The organism is Bacillus velezensis, assembly GCF_001461825.1.
GTDB classification, from domain to species: domain Bacteria; phylum Bacillota; class Bacilli; order Bacillales; family Bacillaceae; genus Bacillus; species Bacillus velezensis.
In genome coordinates this window covers 124,235-145,794 of sequence record NZ_LLZC01000012.1, presented here as the reverse complement: position 1 = coordinate 145,794, position 21,560 = coordinate 124,235, and the positions used below count along the sequence as shown (strand labels likewise).

Genomic DNA, 21,560 nt, shown 5'->3' with positions numbered 1-21,560 from the left:
ACACATATGTCAGGCAAGCTCAATGGTCTCGCCGACCGCCATGACTTTGCCGACGCCTCCGGGCAGACTTTCGGCGAAAGCGTCAGGGTCCTGTTCAATGACAGGAAATGTATTGTAATGGACGGGAACGACCTGTTTCGCTCTCAGCCATTCAGCCGCGAGTTTCGCGTCTTCAGGGCCCATGGTGAAGTTATCACCGATCGGCAGAAACGCCAGGTCAATGTGATTCAGTTCCCCGATCAGTTTCATATCTGAGAACAGCGCCGTGTCTCCGGCGTGGAAAATCGTTTTGCCGTCAATCGTCAATAAAATCCCGGCAGGCATCCCCGTGTACGTAATGGTTTTGTTTTCTTCATCAGTGACCGCCGATCCGTGGAATGCCTGTGTCAGTTTCACTTTGCCGAAATCAAATTGGCGCGCCCCGCCGATATGCATCGGGTGGACGTTTAAACCTTTAAAGCCGAGATAAACGGCCAGCTCGTTCGGCGCAATGACGAGCGCATCGTTTTGTTTAGCGATCTGCTCTGTATCTCCGACATGGTCATTGTGTCCGTGAGTAAGCAGGATGACATCCGCTTTCACTTCTTCCGGTTTCAAATTTGTCAGACTGTTTCCGGTCAGAAACGGATCAAAAATAATGTTATGGGTTCTCGTTTCCACTTGAATGACAGAATGTCCGTGATAAGTCACTTTCATCGTTTTCACCTCATAAAAAATTAATATTTATCAAGTTCCCTTTTTGACAAACGAAAAAACTTACAGGGATTGATGCCTGTTAATCACATTCAGCCCGCCTGTTGCTTCAATGACCGTTCCGGTTACAAGATCGGAATCTTCCTCACATAAAAAGGCGATGATTCTCGCAATGTCCTCTCCGGTTCCGGACCTGCCGATCGGCGTCTTTTCTTTGCCGATTTTCCGTCTTGCTTCCTCTATAGACGCTTCTTTCATATCTCCTACAATATCACCCGGGCAGACCATATTGGCCGTAATGCCTGATTCGGCTTCTTCAATCGCAATGGTTTTCGTTAACGAAGCCAATCCGACTTTAGCCGCTCCGAAAGCGGAACGGTGAAGCCAGCCGGGGGCATGGTCCGCTCCTTGAAAACCGTATGTAATAATCCGGCCGAACCGCTGCTGTCTCATGACCGGGATAACCGCTTTAAACAGATGGAAAACGGCGCTTAAATTCCCTTCAAGCATGTCATACCATTCGTCATCGGAGTAATCGGCTAGCTTTTTGCGCTCAAATATGTACGGCCCGGCATTGTTAATCAGTATGTCAATCCTTCCAAACCGCTGAAGGGCTGCATCGGCGATCCGCATGAGATCTTCTTTCCGGGTTACATCGCCCTTAACGAATTGCAATCTGTCATGGCACCCGGGATAATCCGACTTCAGACAGGCGACCGCTTCTTCGTCTTGTCTGTAATTCACTGTGACAGAAAAGCCTTTTTCCAGAAGCATTTCAGTCACTTTTCGGCCCAATCCCTTTGTACCGGCAGTGATTAGAGCATGTCGCACATTGAATACCCTCCCCAGGCAACGTTGCCGCTTCAATAAAATCAAGACGTTTCTCCCTCTACTTTACTATAAACAAACGGCAATATCACTTTTTTGCACTTCGTCCGCACGAAAAAAAAGCCGTCTTTACAGACAGCTTAATTTTCTGAAGGAGCAGAGGCTTCCTCCATGCCGACATAACCGCTTTCGTATGCCTCTGAGATGAGCCTGGCCGTTTCTTCACTTTCTTTTTCATCATAGATGTAACGGTCTTGTTCTTTGCGCATTCCTTCTACCTCCCATCTTTATAGATGTAGGGTGTCTGATATAACGGGAAAATATGAAGGAAATTTCAGCAAATTAAATGCCTGCGCAGGCTTTTGCTTTTACGAGCGCCTGTTCTACCTGCTGAAAACCCGTTCCGCCGGCGCTCATTCTTTTTTCAACCGCATGATGCGGATCGAGCACGGTATAGATGTCTTCTTCAAAAAGACTGCTGGCTTGAAGGAATTCTTCAAATGCCATATCACTTAAATAGATTCCTTTTTCAATGCAGCTGTACACAAGCTTGCCGACCACTTCATGCGCTTCTCTGAACGGCATGCCTTTTTTAGCTAAATAATCGGCAAGTTCCGTCGCGTTTGAAAAATCTTGTTTTGTCGCTTGTTTCATGATGTCTTTGTTTACTTTCATCGTTTCAATCATGCCCGTGAAAATCTGAAGGCTTCCTTCAACGGTTTTCACCGTGTCAAACATGCCTTCTTTATCTTCCTGCAGGTCTTTGTTGTAAGCGAGCGGGAGCCCTTTCATAATCGTGAAAAGCCCCATCATATCACCGTATACGCGTCCGGTTTTACCGCGGATCAGCTCCGCCATGTCGGGGTTTTTCTTCTGCGGCATCATGCTGCTTCCCGTCGCATACGTATCATCCAGTTCAATGAATCTGAATTCCTGCGAGCACCATAGAATGATTTCTTCTGATAAACGTGAAAGGTGCATCATCAGCATGCTGCTGCCGCTTAAAAACTCGAGAATAAAATCTCTGTCACTGACTCCGTCAAGACTGTTCTCATAAATGGAGTCAAAACCGAGCAGATCCGCCGAATAGTTACGGTCTATCGGAAACGTAGTTCCGGCAAGCGCCCCGCATCCGAGCGGCGATATGTTAATCCGCTTCATAGCATCGCGAAAACGCTCTTTATCCCGTTCAAGCATCCAAAAATAAGCAAGCAGATGGTGGGCGAAAGAAATCGGCTGAGCCCGCTGTAAATGGGTGTACCCCGGCAGAATGGTCTCGACATTGGCCTCCGCTTTTTCGATCAGCGCTTTTTGGAACTGTTCAATCAGTACGATGATATGTGAGACATGATCTTTCAAATACAAATGCATGTCGGTCGCCACCTGGTCATTCCGGCTTCTGCCGGTATGGAGCTTGCCGCCTAGCGGTCCGATTTCTTCGATCAGCATTTTTTCAATATTCAAATGGATATCTTCATAATCAACAGAGAATTCAAGCGTCCCTTCCTCTGCTTTTTGCAGGAGGATCTGCAGCCCCTGTCGGATGGCGCCTTCTTCTTCTTCCGTCAGAATGCCGCATTTTTTCAGCATTGCCGCATGAGCGAGAGACCCTGTAATATCCTCTTTGACTAAGTTTTGGTCGAATGTGATGGATGCGCCGAACTCATCGACCCACTTTTCCGGTGTTTTTTGAAAACGGCCTCCCCAAAGCTTCTTCATGCTTCAATCTGCTCCTTCTTTTTCACAATGCTGTTTACTTTTGTCGGCAGCCCCCAAAGCTCAATGAAACCGATTGCCGCGTGATGGTCAAACGCATCGTCTTTTGTATATGTCGCAAGTTTTTCATCGTAGAGTGAATATTCCGACTTACGTCCTTCTACAATGGCATGGCCTTTAAACAGCTTGACGCGCACGACGCCGGTGACGTGTTTTTGAGTTTCTTTCAAGAATGCAAGCAGCGCGTCTTTTAACGGCGAGAACCATAAACCGTTATAGATGATTTCAGACAGTTTTTGTTCAATTGCCGGTTTGAAATGGGCCACTTCTTTCACTAAAGTCAGATCCTCAAGCTCTTTGTGAGCCGTAATCAAAGTCATCGCGCCCGGGCACTCATAAACTTCACGGGACTTAATGCCGACCAGGCGGTTTTCCACATGGTCAATCCGGCCGATGCCGTGTTTTCCGGCAGTCTCGTTCAGCTTGAGAATTAAATCAGCGAGCGGGTAGGTTACGCCGTCGATTGAAACCGGAACACCGGCTTCAAATGCGATTTCGATGATTTCCGGAACGTCCGGCGTGTTTTCAAGAGATGCTGTCAGGTCATATGCCCCTTCAGGCGGCGCCGCCCACGGGTCTTCTAATATACCGCATTCATTGGCGCGTCCCCATAGGTTCTGATCGATGGAATAAGGGCTGTCAAGATTGATCGGAATCGGAATGCCCCGGCTTGCGGCATATTCAATTTCTTCTTCACGCGACCATTGCCACTCACGGACCGGAGCAATGACCTCCAGATCAGGATTTAATGATTTGATGGATACTTCGAAACGAACCTGATCGTTGCCTTTTCCCGTGCAGCCGTGCGCTACGGCCACCGCGTTTTCCTTTTCCGCGACTTCAACGAGTTTTTTCGCGATTAACGGACGGGATAATGCAGATACGAGCGGATACTTGCCTTCATACATTGTATGGGCCTGCATAGAAATAAGCGCGTACTCCCGTGCGAATTCTTCTTTCGCATCAATCACATAGGAATTTACGGCGCCTACTTCCAGCGCTTTTTGCTGAACGAATGCCAAATCCTTTCCTTCCCCTACATCTAAGCAGCAGGCAACAACATCGTATCCCTGTTCTTGCAGCCATTTTATCGCTACAGAAGTATCAAGACCTCCTGAGTATGCCAATACAACCTTTTTTTGTTCTGCCATGTTAAAAGCTCCCTTTGTATAAAAATTAGTTTTAATTAATAAAAATGCATTTTGTATGTATACACTGTAACAAGTAAATTCTGTTTTTTCAAGCCTTTTATAAAAAAAACCCCACCCAATTTTTTGAGCGGAGCAGAGCCTTTTTATACATTTATAAATCTTTTCGGATTTCCCGGAGCACATGGGGCAGTTCAGGAATAATCAGTTTACTCATCGCAAGCTTTACGGCGCCTGAGGAGCCGGGCGTGCAGAAGACTGCGGTATTTTGGATCACACCCGCTGCCGCTCTGGACAAAATGGCGGCGGAACCGATGTCCTCCGTATAGCTCAGCATGCGGAACAGCTCGCCGAATCCCGGGAGTTCTTTTGAAAACAGCGGCGTGACCGCTTCAATTGTGACATCCCTTTCGGCAATGCCCGTCCCTCCGTTTAACAGCACCGCATCTGTATATTCATCCATACAGCCGGATAAAACGGCTTTCTGCAATTCATCTTTTTCATCTTTAACAATGTCATAAGCGACCGTTTCAAATCCCGCTTCCCTGAGGAAGTCCATCATGACGCGCCCGCTTTTGTCGGTTTCTTTCGTTCTCGTGTCGCTGACTGTAATCACCTTGCAGCGCACCGCTGACGGGGCTTCTTGTTTATGTTCATGCACACTCATTGCTTCACCTCATCGTTTATGTAATAAACATATCGTAACGTTTGATTCTGGGGCATTCAATAAAAAAGCACACCCTAAAGGATGTGCTTTTTTCGATCATTACTGTGCAAGGCGGACAACGTCGCGTGCGATCATGACCTCTTCGTCAGTCGGAATGATCATGACTTTGACAGGAGAGTGAGGGTAGCTGATAAACGCTTCCTCGCCGCGCACGTTGTTCAGCGCAGGATCCCAATATACACCCATGAATTCTAAGCCGCGAAGCACGCGTTCTCTGACTTCAACGCTGTTTTCACCGATACCCGCAGTGAAAATAATCGCGTCAACGCCGCTCATTCTCGCAGCGTAAGAACCGATGTATTTATGGATTCTGCTTGCAAACACTTCAAGAGCCGTTTCCGCTCTTTCGTTTCCTTCTTTTGAAGCTTCCACGATATCGCGAAGGTCGCTGGAGAAACCGGATACGCCAAGCAGTCCGCTCTTTTTATTTAATGTATTTAATACTTCATCTGCCGTCTGATCCGTTTTTTCCATAATGTACGGAATCAATGCAGGGTCGATGTTTCCTGAACGTGTTCCCATCGCGACACCCGCAAGCGGTGTGAAGCCCATTGACGTATCAATGGATTTTCCGCCTTCTACGGCCGCGATACTTGCGCCGTTACCGAGGTGGCAGGAAATCAGACGCAAATCTTCAAGCGGGCGGCCGAGAAGCTCAGCTGCGCGCTGTGTCACGTATTTATGAGAAGTGCCGTGGAAACCGTATTTGCGGATGCCGTATTTCTCGTAGTATTCGTACGGTAGGCTGTACAGGTAAGATTGTTCAGGCATCGTTTGGTGGAACGCCGTATCAAACACTGCAACCGCAGGCACATTCGGAAGCACTTCTTTAAAGGCTTTAATGCCGACGATGTTAGCCGGGTTGTGAAGCGGCGCAAGTTCTGAAATCTCTTCAATCTCACGGATTGTTTCATCCGTAAGCAAAACAGAATCGCTGAATTTTTCTCCGCCGTGAACCACACGGTGGCCGATTCCGTCAATTTCATTTAAATCCTTTATAATACCGAATTCAGTCAGCTTGTGAAGCAGCATCTTCACCGCAACCGCATGATCCGGAATATCTGTCACTTCTGTATTTTTTTCGCCGTTAACAGAGATTGTGAAAACGCTGTCGGCGATACCGATCCGTTCTACTAAACCTTTTGTTAGCACCTTTTCTGAAGGCATTTCGAATAACTGAAATTTTAAAGATGAGCTTCCTGCGTTAATTGCAATAATTTTAGACATAAATGACGCTCCTATCAAAATTCTTCTTCGTTTGTTCGTTCTTTTTTCCCAGACCATAATTGCAGTCCAAAAAATATCTGACTTTTCCATTTAAACATTGTCAACTCAGCATTTCAAGTCAACATCCATATTGGTACCGCTTACAATATGAAGTCGATATTTTCTGATAAATTTTATTTGTGCCAAATGGACGGTACCGCCTTACGGAATGTTATTTTCTTTCCTTAATTTGTGTTATCGTCCTGATTTCCATTCATTTTAAAAAGCAAAAGCAGCGCGGGATTTTGCATCTCACACTGCTTTTTCGCCATTATTTTTCTTTTTGAATCCATTGATCCAATTTTGCCATCATCTCCCGCATCGCCTGCTGGTTCGCAAAGGAAGGAAGATTCGCCAAAAGCGCTTGTTTCGGCGGCTTTGCATCTTCGCCTTTTTTCTGCAAGATTAAAATGCTCTTTGCCTGCGCTTCGTCTTTAAACATAGTAGCCGGCAGCTGAAGAAGGGCGTTGATATACACTTTTTCCGCAAAAAACCGCTTCAGTTTATCGCTTTGCGCGCTGTCAAACAGATGGTTCGGAATCATAAAAAATAAGTATCCGCCCGGTTTTGTATGTTTGACGCTCTGCTCAATAAATAAGTGGTGGGCAAATGAGTGGCCTTCATCCGCTTTCAGCTCATACGCTTCAGCGCCTTCGTCATTCGGATAGTAGCCGACCGGCAAATCGCAGATGACCGCATCGGCCGGTTCGATAAATAACGGCTGAAGACTGTCCTGGCAGAACAGCTCCATTTCTTTTTCCTGCAGATTCGCCTGCGCATATGCGATCTTCAGAAGGACATCGTCGATTTCAATGCCGAAACTTTTTCCCGCTTTGTCAGAAAGCTGGTTTGCCGCGGTCAGCAGAAGATTTCCGGTGCCGCAGGCGGGGTCCAGCAATGTCAGGCCTTTTCGGCCGCCCGTAAATTTATTCACGAGGTAACTGATGAAAAGGCCGATCGTATCAGGCGTCATCTGTCTGTTCGGATGGGACTTATCTTTGAGCCCTTTTAAAATGGCGAGCTGGAACGCCTTGCGGATCCATTCATGCTCCCATTTTCGGAAGTCTGCTTTCGCGAGCAGGCTGTTAAGCTCGCCGGTTTGCTTTTCCTGAAGCGGAAGCTGGTCGGCCTTTTCAAGAAAATACATCTCTCCCGCTTCCGCAAGCCCCTCAATATAAGAAATCTGAAGGCCTTCTGCTATCACTTGGGCGGCTTCATCTAAAAGTTCATAAATCTGACCGACATGGTCGTGTTGCATGCTGTTTCCTCCTTGCCATGAAAAGAGCTCCGCGGCAGCACCCGGAGCTCTTTTTCTCTCTTTACTTAATTAACGCTTTTGCAGCTTCGATAGGCTTTTCATAATTCGGGTGGTTTGTCGCTTCGCTTACGTATTCCGCGTAAACGACTTTTCCGTCCTGATCAAGGACGAATACGGAACGCGCCAAAAGACGAAGTTCTTTGATATAAACACCGAATGCTTCACCAAATGACATCTCTTTATGATCCGATAATGTTTCAACTTTATCAATTCCGTTCGCTCCGCACCAGCGCGCTTGTGCAAACGGAAGGTCGGCGCTGATTGTATAAACGTTCACATCACCGAGTTTTGCGGCTTCTTCGTTGAAGCGGCGTGTCTGCGCGTCACATACGCCTGTGTCGATGGAAGGAATAACGGATATGATCGTTACTTTCCCTTTCATATCTGCTAATGTCTTCTCTTCTAATCCGTTTGTCAAAACCGTGAAGTCAGGAGCTTGGTCACCCGGTTTCACTTCTTGTCCGATCAGCGTCACGGCTCCGCCTTTAAATGTAATTTCAGCCATTCTGATTCCTCCCTTTATCTATGTATAGCTCTATCATAGTCGAGTTTTATGCAAACTGCAAAGGTTATGCCGCATCGTAAAAAAAGCTAACTGCGGGCGGCAGTTAACTTTTCTGTTATAAATCAATATCCGTTCTTTTTTGGTTCCGGCCTTTTTCATTCTTTTTAAACATATGCTGGATGCGTTCAATCGTTTGAGGCGCGGAGTCTAACAGTTTATCAATCAGATGGGTGTTTTCATCCAAATGAAGCATACGCACGCCGTTTGTCCCGACAATCAGAAACGCAATCGGCGTAATGGATACTCCGCCGCCGCTTCCGCCGCCGAACGGGAGCTTCTGCTCTTTTCTTTCATCATCATCGGTTCTTTTTTCAGCCGGCTTTCCTCCAAACTCGCTTCCGCCCGCCGCAAATCCGAATCCGACCTTTGAAACCGTTAAGATTACGCTGCCGTCAGGCGTTTCAACAGGATCGCCGATGATTGTATTCACGTCAATCATTTCTTTTAAATTTTCCATAGCGGTTTTCATTAAACCTTGAATGGGATGGTCTGCCATATGCGCTCCTCCTTAAACTGATGAATCATTCTTTGAAGCAACCGGAACCGGCTGTTTCTTTCGTATGATAGAAAGTCCGTTCCGCCCGTATTTGAGCAATTTGAAAGCTGCACCTATAAGATGTCCAAAACGAAAAAAGAATATACACTGCAAATGCGTCTTGGATGCAGGCACTTGAAAAGACGGAATGACTTCGCACACCGGTTTATGTATGAAACGCAGATGATCATACAGCATCGCCGTAAGGCCTCCCTTTACGGCCCACAATCCGCCGGCGGCGATTCCCGTAACGGCGGCGTCCTTTATTCCGATAACCGTCACCCATTCGAACTTCGTAATACGGACTCCCGCAAGAAATGAGGCGCCGATTTGGCGCATCTGAAAGACTTGGTGCAGAATCATTTCTATTCTGTGAATGCTCTGTTTGACATCTTCATATGTGATTTTTTTCTTCTCTTTTTTCTGACCTTTCATTTCTGATTTCGTGTCCTGTTTGACATCAATTGACGCGTCTTCGCTGTTTACTTTAATGACGGGCAGCGTTTTTTTAATACGGATCAGCCCGTATAAGGCCGAGATTTTAAACGTCAGTTTGTCGTTATCTTTATCGTGAAGATATTCGAAAGTCAGGTGGATTTTCATCCTCATGAGCAGCCAGGCCAAAATGAGAATGAGAATAACAGCTGCTGCGGCATATCCCATAAGCTTCACTTCCTTAGCAGCATTATCGCCAAAACCCAAAAAAATAAACCCGGACGTTTATTCCGGGTTTACTGCTTTTATTTGCGGTACAGCGCTTCGTGAATCACCGTTGTGTCGGCGATCAGATCATGAATGCCCTGCTTTTTGGGCGTAAACGCAATGACGATATAGAGAATCCAGATTTTATCGATATAACGCCCCACCGCTTCTCTGAAAATGACGGTGCTCCAAGTCAGCGGCTTTCCGGGCGTCAAAGAAGTGACCTTTAACCCGAAGACCATCTTGCCGAGTGTCTGATGAAACCATTTCGTCATGAACACAAAATAGGCGAGGTAGACGATCAGGGTTGTGACGGAATAAGCTGAGATTGTAAACATTCCGCTTGTTGCCGGGAGCTTCATCAGCGTGAAAATCGGTGAAACGATGAGATGGTTAAGTCCCCAGACCACCAGCCAATCGAGAAGAAACGCCCAAAACCTGATCCAAAAGCCCGCATATGCATGCTCGGGCGCCCTCTGTTGTTCGGCTTCCTCTTCTTTGCCGCGAAAGCCTTCGTAAGTCGCGTCCATTCTTTCTTCCCCCCTACTTTGCATAGAGATACATCATCCGCGGCGAACCGGATTGCGAAATGAGTTCTTTCATATTCAGAAAATCAATTTCGCTTTTAAACATTTTCGCTGCGCTCATGGAAAAGAGCGAGCCTAATCCGAATCCTTCCTCGTATGTGATGACTGAAGCGTTTTTCATATTTTTATGGTCCTTTTTCATCGCGCTGATCGTGTCATCGTAAAAACCGAGCTCATCAACGAGGCCGATTTTTTTCGCTTGTCTGCCGTCGTAAACACGGCCGTCGGCAATTTTTTTCACATCCGCTTTTGACATGTGCCGGCCTTTTGAAATGACATTGACAAATCCTTCATAAGAATCGTTGACCATTGTCTGCATGATCTTTCTTTCTTCCTTCGTCATGTCGCGGGTCGGGGACATGATGTCTTTATGCGCGCCGCTTTTAATGGTTTCAAACTTGATGCCGAGTTCATCGGCGAGCTTGGAATAATTGACGCTTTCCATAATGACGCCCAGTGAACCCGTGAGCGTTTCCGGTGAAGCATAGATTTTATCGGCGGCCGTTGAAATATAGTAGCCTCCCGATGCCGCCATGGAGCCCATGGATACATAAATCGGTTTCTTCGTTTCTTTCTTTAGTTCTTCCAGTTTTTTATGTATTTCCGCGCTTTCGTACACGCCTCCGCCAGGGGAATTGATTTTCAGCACAATTCCTTTGACGCTTTTGTCTTCTTTCGCACGCTCAACCTGTTTTAAAAATGATCTGTGATCATACCCGCCTGAGCTGAGCAGGCCAGCGGACCCGCCGTTATCCTCAATCGTGCCGTCCACTTCAAGCACGGCGATTTTACTGCCGGGGCTGCCCTTATCCAGCGTCACTTCCTCTGTGTCATCTGTCAGTGATGCAAAGTCAGACCCTGTATCTCCGATATTCTTCAGCACCCCGACGGTCACACTTGCAATGACTGATACGCCGAAAATGCCGAGCGCGATGACGAGCGCAATCCATCTTTTTGCATTCATTTGTTCTCCTCCTTTTCTGTCAATATTCGTACGTTCCCCCGTAAAAAAAGATTCATTTTTTTCATGAAGCGCTTTCCCTTAACGGATAAACAGGAAACATGTTACACTATTGCCACAGGTATTTTAACACAATACCTGCTGGGAGAAAAACGTAAATATGACAGCAAAGGGGAATGGGGATATGACCGATCTTCGCCGCAATGTTTATTTTTTTCACAAACAAAACAACGAAACAAAAGAACAAGTCAGCTCTTTGAAGCAGCTTGCTGAATCGCACGGTTTTACAGTTGCGGCTCAACCGGAGGATGCCGGAATTATTGCCAGCATCGGCAGCGACGGCTCATTTCTGCAAGCCGTCAGAAAAACCGGATTCCGTGATGACTGTCTGTATGTCGGCATCGCTAAAAAAGGGAAAGCCCATTTGTACTGTGATTTTCACAGCGATGAGCCTGAAAAAATGGCGGCCAGCATGACCGCGGAACAGCTTGAGGTCAGAAAATACCCGCTCATTCACGTAACGGTGGACGGCAGCAATCATTTTCACTGTTTAAACGAGGTTTCCATCCGTTCAAGCATTATTAAAACGTTTGTGATGGATGTGTTAATTGATGATCTTCATTTTGAGACGTTCAGAGGAGACGGGATGATCATTTCCACCCCGACGGGCAGCACCGCCTACAATAAATCTGTTTCAGGCGCCGTTGTTGATCCTTTGATTTCCTGCATGCAGGTATCCGAACTGGCGTCGTTGAACAACAACACATACCGTACACTCGGATCTCCGTTTATTTTAAGCTCAGACCGGAAGCTGACACTGCAGGTGGTGCAGGACGGCAATGAGCATCCGATTATCGGGCTTGATAATGAAGCGCTCAGCACGCGGAATGTCAAAAAGGTTGAGATTAGACTATCCGATAAAAAAATCAAAACGGTGAAACTGAAAGACAACTCTTTCTGGGAAAAAGTAAAACGATCATTTTTATCATAAAAAAAGAGGACGGGCATCACTGCCTGTCCTCTTTTTCATATACGATACGGCCGCCGACGACGGTTTTGACCGCTTCCAATTCATGAAGCTTTTTCGGGTCCGTCCTGAACGGATCACCGCTGAGTACGGTAAAGTCGGCATCATAGCCGGGGGCGATCCGTCCGCGGCTATGTTCTTTATGGATGATGGCCGCGCTTCCCTCCGTGTAAAGCTGAATGGCTTCGTACACGGTCAGACACTCTTTTTCATAATAGGCCGGACCTTCCGGGTGCTGCTTGCTCGTACGGAGCACAGCCGATTGAATGCCCAGAAGCGGATCGGCCGGCTCAATCGGGGCATCTGAACCTCCGGCGCACAGCAGCCCTTTTGACAGCAGTGTTTTCCAGGCGAAAGCCGTTTTCATCCGCTCTTCTCCGAGCCGGTCAATCACCCACGGAAAATCACTGGCCACAAAATGCGGCTGAAGATCAAGTCCGATCGACAGCCGGGCGGCTCTTTCAATCAATCCGTCATCTAATACTTGCGCATGAATGAGCCTGTCTAGCTGTCCGGGCTTTGCCGGGTATCTTTCGATAACATCCAGCACCTTTTCAAATGCAAGGTCGCCAATCGCGTGCACGGCAATCTCCATCCCTTTCTCTCTCGCTTTATAAACAAGAGCGGCAAGGGTTTCGTCATCATGCACCTGAACGCCGGAGACTGACGGATCATCATGATAAGGCTTTTTCAATAGAGCGGTTCTGCCGCCGAGCGCGCCGTCAGCAAAAATTTTCATCGCTCCGTATTCCAGATAAGGTCCGATCGATTTATCCAGAGCGCTCCAGCTGTCGACGGCTTCGTGATGTACGAGCAGATGGGCGCGAAAAGGATAAAGGCCGCTGCCGGTTAACGACTCGTACGCGGCAACGGGAATGGACGCGTCTCCGTAGTATGCCAGATCTTCTGAATGCCCGCCGGTCAGGCCTTTTGACCAGCAGTCCGTAATCGCCGTTTGAAGCGCGCGTTTGACATAGTGAAGTGAGACGGGCGGCAGGGCCTGTGTCACAAGCTCTTGGGCTTTATCCAGCAGAAGGCCTGTCGGACCGGTTCCGTCCCGGACGATAATCCCGCCGTTTGGATCAGGTGTTTCGTTTGTAATTCCCGCCGCGCGCAATGCGGCCGAATTAATCGCCGCGGCGTGCCGGCATACCCGCTTCAGCAGGACGGGGCGGTCGGGAAAGAGCAGGTCAAGGTCATGCTTCGTGACGTAAACCGGCCGTTCAAACAGATTTTCATCCCAGCCTTCGCCGATCAGCCATTCGCCATCTTCCAATTCACGCTCTGCTTCTTTTGCAGCCCGCAGTATCGCTTCTTTTGACGTCAGCTGCGACAAATCGAGGCGAAGCTGTTTTTCCCCGTGCCCGATTAAATGCATATGACTGTCCGTAAACCCCGGGAACATGACAGCTCCATGTAAATCGATTTCCTCCGTATCAGGCGAACCGTATGTTCCTTGGAGTTCCCGGAAGCTGCCCGTCTGCCTGACGACGCCTTCTTCGGTATAAACGGCTTCAGTGACATGATTCTTGTCCAGCATTGTATAGATGGTGCCGCCGTGCCAAATCGCTTTCATCCCCGCTCACCCTTTATCCTGTATTATGCTTTTTTATCAGCCTTCAGCCGTTCTTCACGCTGTCTCAGCTCCACACGTCTGATTTTTGCGGACGCCGTTTTCGGCAGGCTTTCGACAAACTCAATTTCTCTCGGATATTTGTAAGGCGCCGTAATCGTTTTTACGTGGTTTTGCAGTTCTTTGACAAGTTCGTCACTGCGCTTTTCATCGTCTTGTAAAACGACATAAGCTTTTACGATTGAACCTCTGATTTCATCCGGGCTCGCCACGACGGCACATTCTTTCACTTCCGGATGCTTCACGAGCGCATCCTCTACTTCAAAAGGCCCGATTGTATATCCGGAGCTGACGATGATGTCATCATTGCGGCTTTCAAACCAAAAGTAGCCGTCCTCGTCTTTTTTCGCGCGGTCTCCTGTAAGAAAGTAATCTCCGCGAATCTGCTTTTTCGTTCTTTCGGGATCTTTATAATATTCCTTGAATAAGGCCGGTGTGCTCAAATGCACGGCGATATCGCCCGTTTCGCCAGTTTCGCATATTTCGCCTTTATCGTTTATAATCTCCACTTGATTTCCAGGGGTCGGTTTGCCCATGCTTCCCGGCTTAATATCCATGTCCTTCAGGACGCCGACTAACAGGGTGCTCTCCGTTTGGCCGTATCCGTCTCTCACTTTAATGCCGAAATGCTTCCGGAATACGTCAATGACTTCCCGGTTTAATGGCTCACCAGCAGAAACTGCGCTGTGAAGGGCAGAAAGATCATATTTGTCCAACTCCTCCACTTTTGCCATCAGGCGGTATTCCGTCGGGGTACAGCAGAAGACATTTACTTGATGGCGCTCCAGCAGCTCTAAATACGTCTTGGCGTTGAATCTGCCGTGATAAATGACTCCTGTCGCGCCGCTTCCCAGAATTGCGAGCAGCGGGCTCCACACCCATTTCTGCCAGCCGGGCGCCGCGGTGGCCCACACTGTATCGTCTTCAGAAATATCCAGCCATGCACCGGCTGATGTTTTTAAATGGGCAAAGGCCCAGCCGTGTGTATGTACAACGCCTTTAGGCTGGCCGGTCGTGCCTGAAGTATAGGACAAAAACGCCATGTCTTCTCTTGTTGTATCAGCTGTTTGAAAACTGTCTCCGTCCGCTTCAATCGTTAGGAGGTTTTTCCAGCCGGCATCATTTTCACCGATTGACAATGTCACCAGCTGCCCGGTATTCACCTCGTCAAACGCGTTTATAAATGAAGGATAAACGATAGCGCCTTTCACTTCGGCGTGTTTGATCCGGTATTCAAGGTCTTTGGCGCGCAGCATTTCCGAGCAAGGAATGACGACCATCCCCGCTTTTAAGATCGCTAAATAAACGGCATACGCTTCAAGCACTCTCGGAACCATGACAATCAGCTTATCGCCTTTTTCAAATCCGAGACCTTTCAGGCGGGCTCCGATTTTATTCGTTTCTTCCATCAATTTTTCATACGTCCAGACTTTCTTGCCGCCTGTTTGATCTTCCCAAATAAGCGCGTTCTTCTCTTTGGAACGGCTGAACTTTTCGATTTCATTTACAAGGTTATAGTTCTTTGGGGCGATTAAATCTTCTCGTTTTAACACGAACAACTCCTCACTTTCTTTCCCCATTATACATAAACATAGGCCATTACAATAAAAATATGCATAAATTGCTTCCCGCCTTCTATCTATACTCATGAAAAAAGAGCGGGGAATTCCCCGCTCTCTTAGCCATTATGTGAAGTTGTGATTAAAACTGCTGCTGGCTGCTTCCGCCCATGCTTTGCTGAGCAAAAGAGACAAGACGTTTTGTGATTTCTCCACCGACAGAACCGTTGGCGCGAGAAGTTGTTTCCGGTCCAAGGTTTACACCGAATTCAGAAGCGATTTCATACTTCATTTGGTCGATAGCTTGAGCAGCGCCTGGCACTAAAAGCTGGTTGCTGTTTCCGCTGTTTGATTGTTGTGACATGTGTATCACCTCCTTGTGAGTATAGAATGTGATAAAACACATGTCTTCATTCAAAAAAACTTTGGTAATTGTATACAGTTTTAAAACAGGCCGGCAAACTTATCGTGAGCTTCCTGCTCTGAGTAAACAGTGATGGTTTCGATGCCGGCAGCCGCCTCAGCAATCAGCGGTTCAAAATCAACGAAGCTTTCGAAGTGCTCGATTTTTTCTTTTTTCGGGCGTGTTTTCGGACTTGGCGGCGTAAAGATGGTGCAGCAGTCCTCAAACGGCTGAATGCTTGTTTCATAAGTGCCGATTTCTTTTGATTTCTCGATGATTTCTGTTTTGTCCATTCCGATTAAAGGGCGCAAAATCGGCGTTGCCGTCACGGCATTGATCGCATACATGCTTTCAAGCGTCTGGCTCGCTACCTGCCCTAGGCTTTCTCCCGTAATGATCGCGAGCGCTTTCCGTTCTTCTCTGATTCTGTCCGCGATTTGCAGCATAAGACGCCGCGTCGCCGTCATCGTATAGTTCTCCGGGATTTGTTTTTGGATGAGTTCCTGCGTCTTTGTAAACGGCACGATATGAAGTGTCATACTGCCGCCGAACTTCGCGAGGCATCCCGCGAGATCCATGACTTTCTGCTTTGCCCGTTCACTCGTATACGGCGGACTGAAGAAATGTACGGCTTCAACTGATAATCCCCGTTTCATCGCGTAAAAACCGGCGACCGGACTGTCAAAACCGCCGGAAAGCATCAGCATCGCTTTACCCGCGGAACCGACAGGAAGGCCTCCGGCGCCTTTTTCGTTACGAATGGTCAGGAATGTCGCTTCCTCCCTGATTTCAATCCGAAGCGGAATATCGGGATGTTTCACATCGACGGTTAATCCATCCGTGTTTTTCAAAATATGGCCGCCGATTTCAGCGTTCATCGCATTCGTATCTAATTCAAACTGTTTGTAAGCCCGTTTCGTCTCGACCTTAAACGTATTCCCCGGTTTATATTCGCCTTCTATCGCGGCTAAAGCCGTTTTTTTAATGTCTTCCAGCTTGCTTTCGCATTTAATTGCGAGACTAAAGCTTTGAATGCCGAATATATTCTTTAATAAGGAACAAATTTCCTCCGGGTTTTCTCCATTAAGTGTAATTGACATCCGGTCCCGGTTTGAAAAGTATTTTACTTTTTTATAATCCTTTAATACCAGGCGGATATTCTGTTTTAATCTTTCAATAAAACTGCGTCTGTTTTTTCCTTTTGTGGATATTTCACCAAAACGGATTAAAATATGATCGTAATTCATATGCTACCTCATCATTTTTTTTAGTTTTTGAACAGCCGGCGCCAGCGCGGCCATAAACGGCTCCGTGATGTCAGCCGTATGGCTGAAGTTCAGGCTGACTCTGATGCTGCTTGATGCAATCTGTTCGCCTTTATTCATTTGCAGAAGCACACGGCTCGGTTTGTGCTCTCTTGCCGAACATGCCGCGGTTGTGGAGACATATATTCCTTTTTCCTCAAGCATGTGCAGCAGCACTTCCGCCTTCACGCCCGGCACGGAAAAATTAATGATATGCGGCGCGCTGTTTTCGGCGGGGGTGTTGATGACGACCCCGTCCGTCCCGCTCAGCCTTTCCATGAGCGCATTCTTGGCAGCCTCCACGGAAGAAAGCCGCTCGTTCATGTCACGCGCGGAAAGATTGATCGCTTTCGCAAGGGAAACGGCGCCTGCCGTGTGTTCCGTTCCGGCACGGACGCCTTTTTGCTGCGAGCCTCCCGTTATAAGCGGAATGAGCCGCGTTCCTTTTTTGACGATAAGCGCTCCGGTCCCTTTTAGGCCGTGAAACTTATGCCCTGAAACGGTGCAAAGGTCAATGCCCGCTTCTTCTATAGACAGAGGAACTTTATGAATGCCCTGCACATGATCAACATGAAACAGAATATTCCGGTGCTGCTTCAAAAACCCGCCGATTTCTTTTACGGGCTGAATGGAGCCGACTTCGTTATTGACATGCATGATGCTGACGATTATCGTATCCGGCCTGATAGCCGATTTGACGTCTTTCAAAGAAACGAAGCCGTTTTGATCGGCCGGAAGATATGTGACTTCAAAGCCGAACAGCTCTGTCAGCTGATCAAGCGTCTCCGTCACAGAAGGATGCTCAATCGCCGAAGCAATAATATGTCTTCCTTTACTCATGTTTGCCCAGGCTGCTCCCTTTAACGCATCGTTATTCGCTTCAGTCGCGCCTGATGTAAATACAATATCATAATTTTTTAAACGCAAGGTTTTTTTTATTTGCTGAGCGGCCGCTTCAAGGAGCTGTTCCGTCTCAGTTCCTAACTGGTGCAGAGACGAAGGATTGCCGAAATACCGGCTGCTCGTCTGTTTGTACACATCCAATACCTCTTCATACGGCTCGGTCGTTGAGCTGTTGTCTAAATATATCATTTTTTTTACTCCTTTAATGAAAACGGTACATCGTATGATATTTATGCTACCATAACAAAAGTAAATATAAATTCGCAATAAATCGAGTATTGACTTATCTGTACATTGCCATATAATAAGTAATGTTCGTTTTGTTATATTATCTGACAATTAATTGACAGAATATTTCAACATAGTATTTAGGAGGATTTTTATGAAACACTCACTACCTGTCAAAGATACCGTTATTATCGGTTTCATGCTTTTCGCACTTTTTTTCGGGGCAGGAAATATGATATATCCGCCGGAGCTCGGGCAAGCGGCGGGGCATAATGTCTGGAAAGCGATGGGCGGTTTCTTACTGACCGGCGTAGGTCTGCCGCTTTTGGGTATTATCGCCATCGCATTAACGGGCAAAGACGCGAAAGGGCTTGCCGATAAAGCTCATCCGGTATTCGGGACTATTTTCACCGTTGTGCTTTATTTATCAATCGGGCCGCTTTTCGCGATTCCGAGAACCGGAACCGTTTCATATGAAATCGGTGCAGTTCCGTTTTTAAGCGGCATTCCGGAAAGATTATCTTTATTTGTTTTCACGTTGATCTTTTTTTCTATTACGTATTATTTAGCTCTTAATCCTTCCAAAATCGTGGACAGAGTCGGAAAGATTTTGACTCCTATTAAATTCGGTATTATTCTAATCATCGTCGTAAAAGCCATTGTCACTCCGATGGGCGGGCTGGGCGCCGTACATCAGGCATATTCCGGAACGCCGGTGTTCAAAGGATTTTTGGAAGGCTATAAAACAATGGACGCGCTCGCCTCAATCGTCTTCGGCGTCGTTGTCGTCAACGCTGTTAAAAGCAGGGGCGTCACCCAGCGTAAAGCGCTCGCCGCCGCTTGTATTAAAGCGGGTCTGATTGCAGCGGCAGGTTTGACATTCATTTATTTATCTTTGGCCTATTTGGGAGCGACAAGCACGGACGCTGTAGGGCCGCTCGGCGAAGGCGCAAAGATTTTATCAGCTTCATCTGATTACCTGTTCGGTTCACTGGGAAACATCGTTCTCGGCTCTGCCATCACCGTTGCGTGTTTAACGACAAGCATCGGGCTTGTCACATCTTGCGGCGAATATTTTTCAAAATTGATTCCCGCTTTATCATACAAAATGGTGGTTACGATTGTCACGCTGTTCAGTCTGGCGATTTCAAATTTCGGACTTGCTGAGATTATTGCATTTTCAGTTCCTATTTTATCAGCCATTTACCCGCTGGCGATTGTCATTATCGTCCTTTCCTTTATTGATAAAATCTTTAAGGAAAGACGGGAAGTCTATATCGCCTGCCTGATCGGAACGGGGCTGTTCAGTATCCTGGACGGCTTGAAGGCAGCCGGCATTCCGCTCGGATCATTAGATTCATTCTTAAACGCAAATCTTCCGCTTTACAGCATGGGAATCGGCTGGGTGCTCCCGGGCATTGCCGGAGCGATCATCGGCTGCATTATCACGTTTTTTACCAGCCCGCCCATCGAATTAAATAAAGCAAAATCGTAACATTCAGCGCTTGCGGCTTGACGTATATCAGCCGCAGGCGCTTTTTATATTCCGTGAGAAACTAAAAAACTGCACCTCTGATTTCCATCAGGGTGCAGTTTTTGCTTATGCGTCTATGAAGCAGATTGATCAGCTTTAATTTTTTTCACGGCACCGGGAGCTGCTTTTTCAACAGCATCTGCCGCCATCTCATAAGCTTCATTATAGCTGAAAGCGTAAAACAGCCGTTCCGCTTCTTTCAGCTGTTCGGATAAAATATGATTCTGGCTTCGGAAGCGGTTGCCGTACTGGATGATCCGCTCTATCAGCTTCACCTGAATCACAAGATCTTCCGCCTCTTCGCTGACTTCCTCAACCACCTTTTCGGCTTCGGTCAGATGTTTGGCGGCTTCCTCCATGTTTAACGGCAGCTCTTCCAATTGGCTGACGGTTTCTTCTATATGATGATTTGCCGCCTCGAGCTTGTCCTTGACTTGTTCAGGAATTCCCGGCACGTTGCTTTTTTGCAGCATTCGGGCCGTGTCAGAAATGGTTTTCCGAAGATGCATCAGCGTTTCCCGCGCCTGCAGTTCTTCTTTTCTGAGCGCCTGCAGATTTTCACGGTATTCGGCATGTTCTTTCTGAGCCTCTTCCATCTGCTTTTCAATGGCCTCGACTTCTTCAATCAGCAGCGAGTAAGCGACATGCTCACCGTCAAGCTTTTCTCTCGCCTGCTCAAGGAGCCGGCCGATCGTTTCCAGCTGTTTTTCGAAGGCATGCTGTCTGCCGATTTCACCCGCCGTCAGCTGATAGCTTTCCTTGACGAGCTCCGTTTCGGTTTTTGTGCGGTCTTTTTCTTCCTCAAGCTTCTCATACGCGATGATCAGCTCAGGCATTTTGCTTAATACGGACTGTCCGGCTTCCACTTCGCCTTCCAGCTGGTCATACATCGATTGAATGGTTTCATCAATCAGCTGAAGAATGGCGGACGCTTCGTCAACATCCAATTCTTCCAAAAGCGCGTTTTCGGCCCGTTTCAATTGATTTGTGAGTGTATCCAGCTCTTTTTCGATTTGAATATGCTCCAATTTGTAGCCTTTTTCCGTCATTTCCCGGTAGCCGTCTTTCAGCTTGGCAATTTGGTTCGGCACGGTCTGTTTACAGTCCGCAAGCAGTTTCGGAACGTCATCTATGTATGTCTGAAGCTGATCCAGTCTGCGGTCCTGTTCAAGCAGCACTTTTCTCGCTTTGATGTAATTGCCGCTTTCCGTCTCTTCTTCGAACTCTTTTATGCCGCTCCAGATTTCGTCGAGATCCGTCTCCAGGCTGTTATAAAGCTCTCCGTAGAGATGGCTGTACGCCAGAAGGTTTTTCCGCGCTTTTGAATACCGCTCACGCACCTGTTCAATCTCTCCGCGGCTTTTTTCCTCGCTCGTCACAAGGTCGCTGATCTCACGCAGTATGCCTTCTATATTTGATTCGGCTGCAGTGAGGAGGTCGTCGATGTGGACAAGCACCTGATTCGCTTTTTTAAAGCGGTATTTGTCGGCGTTCTCTTCGGCATCATAAAGGAGCTCTTCTACTTTCGGCAGATGGGCTGTGACAATTTCATCCCACTCCTCGCGCCATCTTTCAAAGAACTCTTCCGTCTCTCCGGTCATTTTCAGATGTTTGATCTTGGACATTTCTTCCACTATCGAACGGTTTAAAATTTCAATCTTCCATGACTCCAGCCGGTCAATTTCCGTATAAATTTTTTTCCTGAAAAAGTAGCCCGCCGCAAAGAGCGCGAGCAGTATAACCAATAATCCGATGACTAACTCCATAATGAGCCCCCTTGTTGTTCTCTTAATCTGTCAGGGTGTTTTATGTATTCAGAAAGATTTCAATATATGTATTGAGAAAATCTGTCGTTTTCATTGT

The 21,560-nt window shown here is 47.3% G+C and carries 21 protein-coding genes; 2 read left to right on the top strand and 19 right to left on the bottom strand.

Translation table 11 applies throughout. The features are described from left to right. Window positions 1–9: 9 nt before the first annotated feature. From AR442_RS04940 to sppA, 13 genes are all read right to left on the bottom strand, one after another. Window positions 10–696 (bottom strand): metal-dependent hydrolase, encoded by a 687-nt coding sequence (locus tag AR442_RS04940; RefSeq protein WP_053284944.1) that lies wholly within the window; start codon window positions 694–696, stop codon window positions 10–12. Between the two features lie 60 nt (window positions 697–756). After that, window positions 757–1,524, bottom strand: a complete 768-nt coding sequence (locus AR442_RS04935; RefSeq protein WP_053284945.1) for an SDR family oxidoreductase — start codon at window positions 1,522–1,524, stop codon at window positions 757–759. Between the two features lie 137 nt (window positions 1,525–1,661). Next, window positions 1,662–1,790: a hypothetical protein gene (locus tag AR442_RS20975; RefSeq protein WP_007408056.1), complete on the bottom strand. Its 129-nt coding sequence runs from the start codon at window positions 1,788–1,790 to the stop codon at window positions 1,662–1,664. Between the two features lie 73 nt (window positions 1,791–1,863). Next, a complete protein-coding gene (argH, locus tag AR442_RS04930; protein WP_017418356.1) occupies window positions 1,864–3,240 on the bottom strand; it encodes an argininosuccinate lyase in 1,377 nt (458 codons plus the stop codon). Beyond that, the gene (locus AR442_RS04925) at window positions 3,237–4,448 is read right to left on the bottom strand and encodes an argininosuccinate synthase (protein ID WP_003152428.1); all 1,212 of its coding nucleotides are present in this window, start codon (window positions 4,446–4,448) and stop codon (window positions 3,237–3,239) included. Before AR442_RS04925 ends, argH begins: the two co-directional genes overlap by 4 nt. Before the next feature lie 151 nt (window positions 4,449–4,599). Continuing rightward, window positions 4,600–5,112 carry a MogA/MoaB family molybdenum cofactor biosynthesis protein gene (locus tag AR442_RS04920; protein ID WP_007408054.1) on the bottom strand — a complete coding sequence of 171 codons (513 nt, stop codon included), beginning with the start codon at window positions 5,110–5,112 and terminating at the stop codon, window positions 4,600–4,602. Between the two features lie 99 nt (window positions 5,113–5,211). Continuing rightward, complete coding sequence (locus tag AR442_RS04915; RefSeq protein WP_007408053.1) at window positions 5,212–6,399, bottom strand: acetate kinase; 1,188 nt, start codon at window positions 6,397–6,399, stop codon at window positions 5,212–5,214. A 310-nt stretch (window positions 6,400–6,709) separates the two neighbouring features. Further along, window positions 6,710–7,696: a class I SAM-dependent methyltransferase gene (locus tag AR442_RS04910; protein WP_014418629.1), complete on the bottom strand. Its 987-nt coding sequence runs from the start codon at window positions 7,694–7,696 to the stop codon at window positions 6,710–6,712. 61 nt (window positions 7,697–7,757) lie between these two features. Next, a complete protein-coding gene (gene tpx, locus AR442_RS04905) occupies window positions 7,758–8,261 on the bottom strand; it encodes a thiol peroxidase (RefSeq protein WP_007408050.1) in 504 nt (167 codons plus the stop codon). A gap of 115 nt (window positions 8,262–8,376) precedes the next feature. Continuing rightward, complete coding sequence (gene ytfJ, locus AR442_RS04900) at window positions 8,377–8,817, bottom strand: GerW family sporulation protein (RefSeq protein WP_003152423.1); 441 nt, start codon at window positions 8,815–8,817, stop codon at window positions 8,377–8,379. A 12-nt stretch (window positions 8,818–8,829) separates the two neighbouring features. Then, window positions 8,830–9,519: a DUF2953 domain-containing protein gene (locus tag AR442_RS04895; RefSeq protein ID WP_032863542.1), complete on the bottom strand. Its 690-nt coding sequence runs from the start codon at window positions 9,517–9,519 to the stop codon at window positions 8,830–8,832. A gap of 77 nt (window positions 9,520–9,596) precedes the next feature. After that, the gene (locus AR442_RS04890) at window positions 9,597–10,088 is read right to left on the bottom strand and encodes an RDD family protein (RefSeq protein WP_022552833.1); all 492 of its coding nucleotides are present in this window, start codon (window positions 10,086–10,088) and stop codon (window positions 9,597–9,599) included. A 13-nt stretch (window positions 10,089–10,101) separates the two neighbouring features. After that, window positions 10,102–11,109 (bottom strand): signal peptide peptidase SppA, encoded by a 1,008-nt coding sequence (gene sppA, locus AR442_RS04885; protein ID WP_003152419.1) that lies wholly within the window; start codon window positions 11,107–11,109, stop codon window positions 10,102–10,104. Window positions 11,110–11,290: 181 nt separating this feature from the next. On the opposite strand from sppA, the gene AR442_RS04880 reads away from it, so the two are divergent. After that, a complete protein-coding gene (locus AR442_RS04880; RefSeq protein ID WP_017418362.1) occupies window positions 11,291–12,097 on the top strand; it encodes an NAD kinase in 807 nt (268 codons plus the stop codon). Between the two features lie 16 nt (window positions 12,098–12,113). Here AR442_RS04880 and AR442_RS04875 read toward each other — a convergent pair whose 3' ends face one another. The 5 genes from AR442_RS04875 to AR442_RS04855 form a co-directional block, all read right to left on the bottom strand. After that, entirely contained in the window at window positions 12,114–13,709 is a 1,596-nt protein-coding gene (locus tag AR442_RS04875) for an amidohydrolase (protein WP_053284946.1), read from the bottom strand. Between the two features lie 23 nt (window positions 13,710–13,732). Beyond that, entirely contained in the window at window positions 13,733–15,319 is a 1,587-nt protein-coding gene (mbcS, locus tag AR442_RS04870) for an acyl-CoA synthetase MbcS (protein ID WP_014418632.1), read from the bottom strand. Window positions 15,320–15,467: 148 nt separating this feature from the next. Further along, window positions 15,468–15,689, bottom strand: coding sequence for an alpha/beta-type small acid-soluble spore protein (locus tag AR442_RS04865; RefSeq protein WP_007408043.1), 222 nt, complete (start codon window positions 15,687–15,689; stop codon window positions 15,468–15,470). 80 nt (window positions 15,690–15,769) lie between these two features. Further along, window positions 15,770–16,975 (bottom strand): tRNA uracil 4-sulfurtransferase ThiI, encoded by a 1,206-nt coding sequence (gene thiI, locus AR442_RS04860; RefSeq protein WP_007408042.1) that lies wholly within the window; start codon window positions 16,973–16,975, stop codon window positions 15,770–15,772. A 3-nt stretch (window positions 16,976–16,978) separates the two neighbouring features. After that, a complete protein-coding gene (locus AR442_RS04855; protein ID WP_032863539.1) occupies window positions 16,979–18,124 on the bottom strand; it encodes a cysteine desulfurase family protein in 1,146 nt (381 codons plus the stop codon). A 193-nt stretch (window positions 18,125–18,317) separates the two neighbouring features. Here AR442_RS04855 and brnQ point away from each other — a divergent pair, with 193 nt between their 5' ends. Further along, the gene (gene brnQ, locus AR442_RS04850; RefSeq protein WP_012118184.1) at window positions 18,318–19,658 is read left to right on the top strand and encodes a branched-chain amino acid transport system II carrier protein; all 1,341 of its coding nucleotides are present in this window, start codon (window positions 18,318–18,320) and stop codon (window positions 19,656–19,658) included. Between the two features lie 113 nt (window positions 19,659–19,771). Here brnQ and ezrA read toward each other — a convergent pair whose 3' ends face one another. After that, window positions 19,772–21,463, bottom strand: coding sequence for a septation ring formation regulator EzrA (gene ezrA / locus AR442_RS04845; RefSeq protein ID WP_014418634.1), 1,692 nt, complete (start codon window positions 21,461–21,463; stop codon window positions 19,772–19,774). Window positions 21,464–21,560 lie beyond the last annotated feature (97 nt).

Coding starts and splice junctions, on each gene's coding strand:
- AR442_RS04940 (WP_053284944.1), bottom strand. CDS start 696: ATGAAAGTGACTTATCACGGACATTCTGTCATTCAAGTGGAAACGAGA.
- AR442_RS20975 (WP_007408056.1), bottom strand. CDS start 1,790: ATGCGCAAAGAACAAGACCGTTACATCTATGATGAAAAAGAAAGTGAA.
- argH (WP_017418356.1), bottom strand. CDS start 3,240: ATGAAGAAGCTTTGGGGAGGCCGTTTTCAAAAAACACCGGAAAAGTGG.
- AR442_RS04925 (WP_003152428.1), bottom strand. CDS start 4,448: ATGGCAGAACAAAAAAAGGTTGTATTGGCATACTCAGGAGGTCTTGAT.
- AR442_RS04920 (WP_007408054.1), bottom strand. CDS start 5,112: ATGAGTGTGCATGAACATAAACAAGAAGCCCCGTCAGCGGTGCGCTGC.
- AR442_RS04915 (WP_007408053.1), bottom strand. CDS start 6,399: ATGTCTAAAATTATTGCAATTAACGCAGGAAGCTCATCTTTAAAATTT.
- AR442_RS04910 (WP_014418629.1), bottom strand. CDS start 7,696: ATGCAACACGACCATGTCGGTCAGATTTATGAACTTTTAGATGAAGCC.
- tpx (WP_007408050.1), bottom strand. CDS start 8,261: ATGGCTGAAATTACATTTAAAGGCGGAGCCGTGACGCTGATCGGACAA.
- ytfJ (WP_003152423.1), bottom strand. CDS start 8,817: ATGGCAGACCATCCCATTCAAGGTTTAATGAAAACCGCTATGGAAAAT.
- AR442_RS04895 (WP_032863542.1), bottom strand. CDS start 9,519: ATGGGATATGCCGCAGCAGCTGTTATTCTCATTCTCATTTTGGCCTGG.
- AR442_RS04890 (WP_022552833.1), bottom strand. CDS start 10,088: ATGGACGCGACTTACGAAGGCTTTCGCGGCAAAGAAGAGGAAGCCGAA.
- sppA (WP_003152419.1), bottom strand. CDS start 11,109: ATGAATGCAAAAAGATGGATTGCGCTCGTCATCGCGCTCGGCATTTTC.
- AR442_RS04880 (WP_017418362.1), top strand. CDS start 11,291: ATGACCGATCTTCGCCGCAATGTTTATTTTTTTCACAAACAAAACAAC.
- AR442_RS04875 (WP_053284946.1), bottom strand. CDS start 13,709: ATGAAAGCGATTTGGCACGGCGGCACCATCTATACAATGCTGGACAAG.
- AR442_RS04865 (WP_007408043.1), bottom strand. CDS start 15,689: ATGTCACAACAATCAAACAGCGGAAACAGCAACCAGCTTTTAGTGCCA.
- thiI (WP_007408042.1), bottom strand. CDS start 16,975: ATGAATTACGATCATATTTTAATCCGTTTTGGTGAAATATCCACAAAA.
- AR442_RS04855 (WP_032863539.1), bottom strand. CDS start 18,124: ATGATATATTTAGACAACAGCTCAACGACCGAGCCGTATGAAGAGGTA.
- brnQ (WP_012118184.1), top strand. CDS start 18,318: ATGAAACACTCACTACCTGTCAAAGATACCGTTATTATCGGTTTCATG.
- ezrA (WP_014418634.1), bottom strand. CDS start 21,463: ATGGAGTTAGTCATCGGATTATTGGTTATACTGCTCGCGCTCTTTGCG.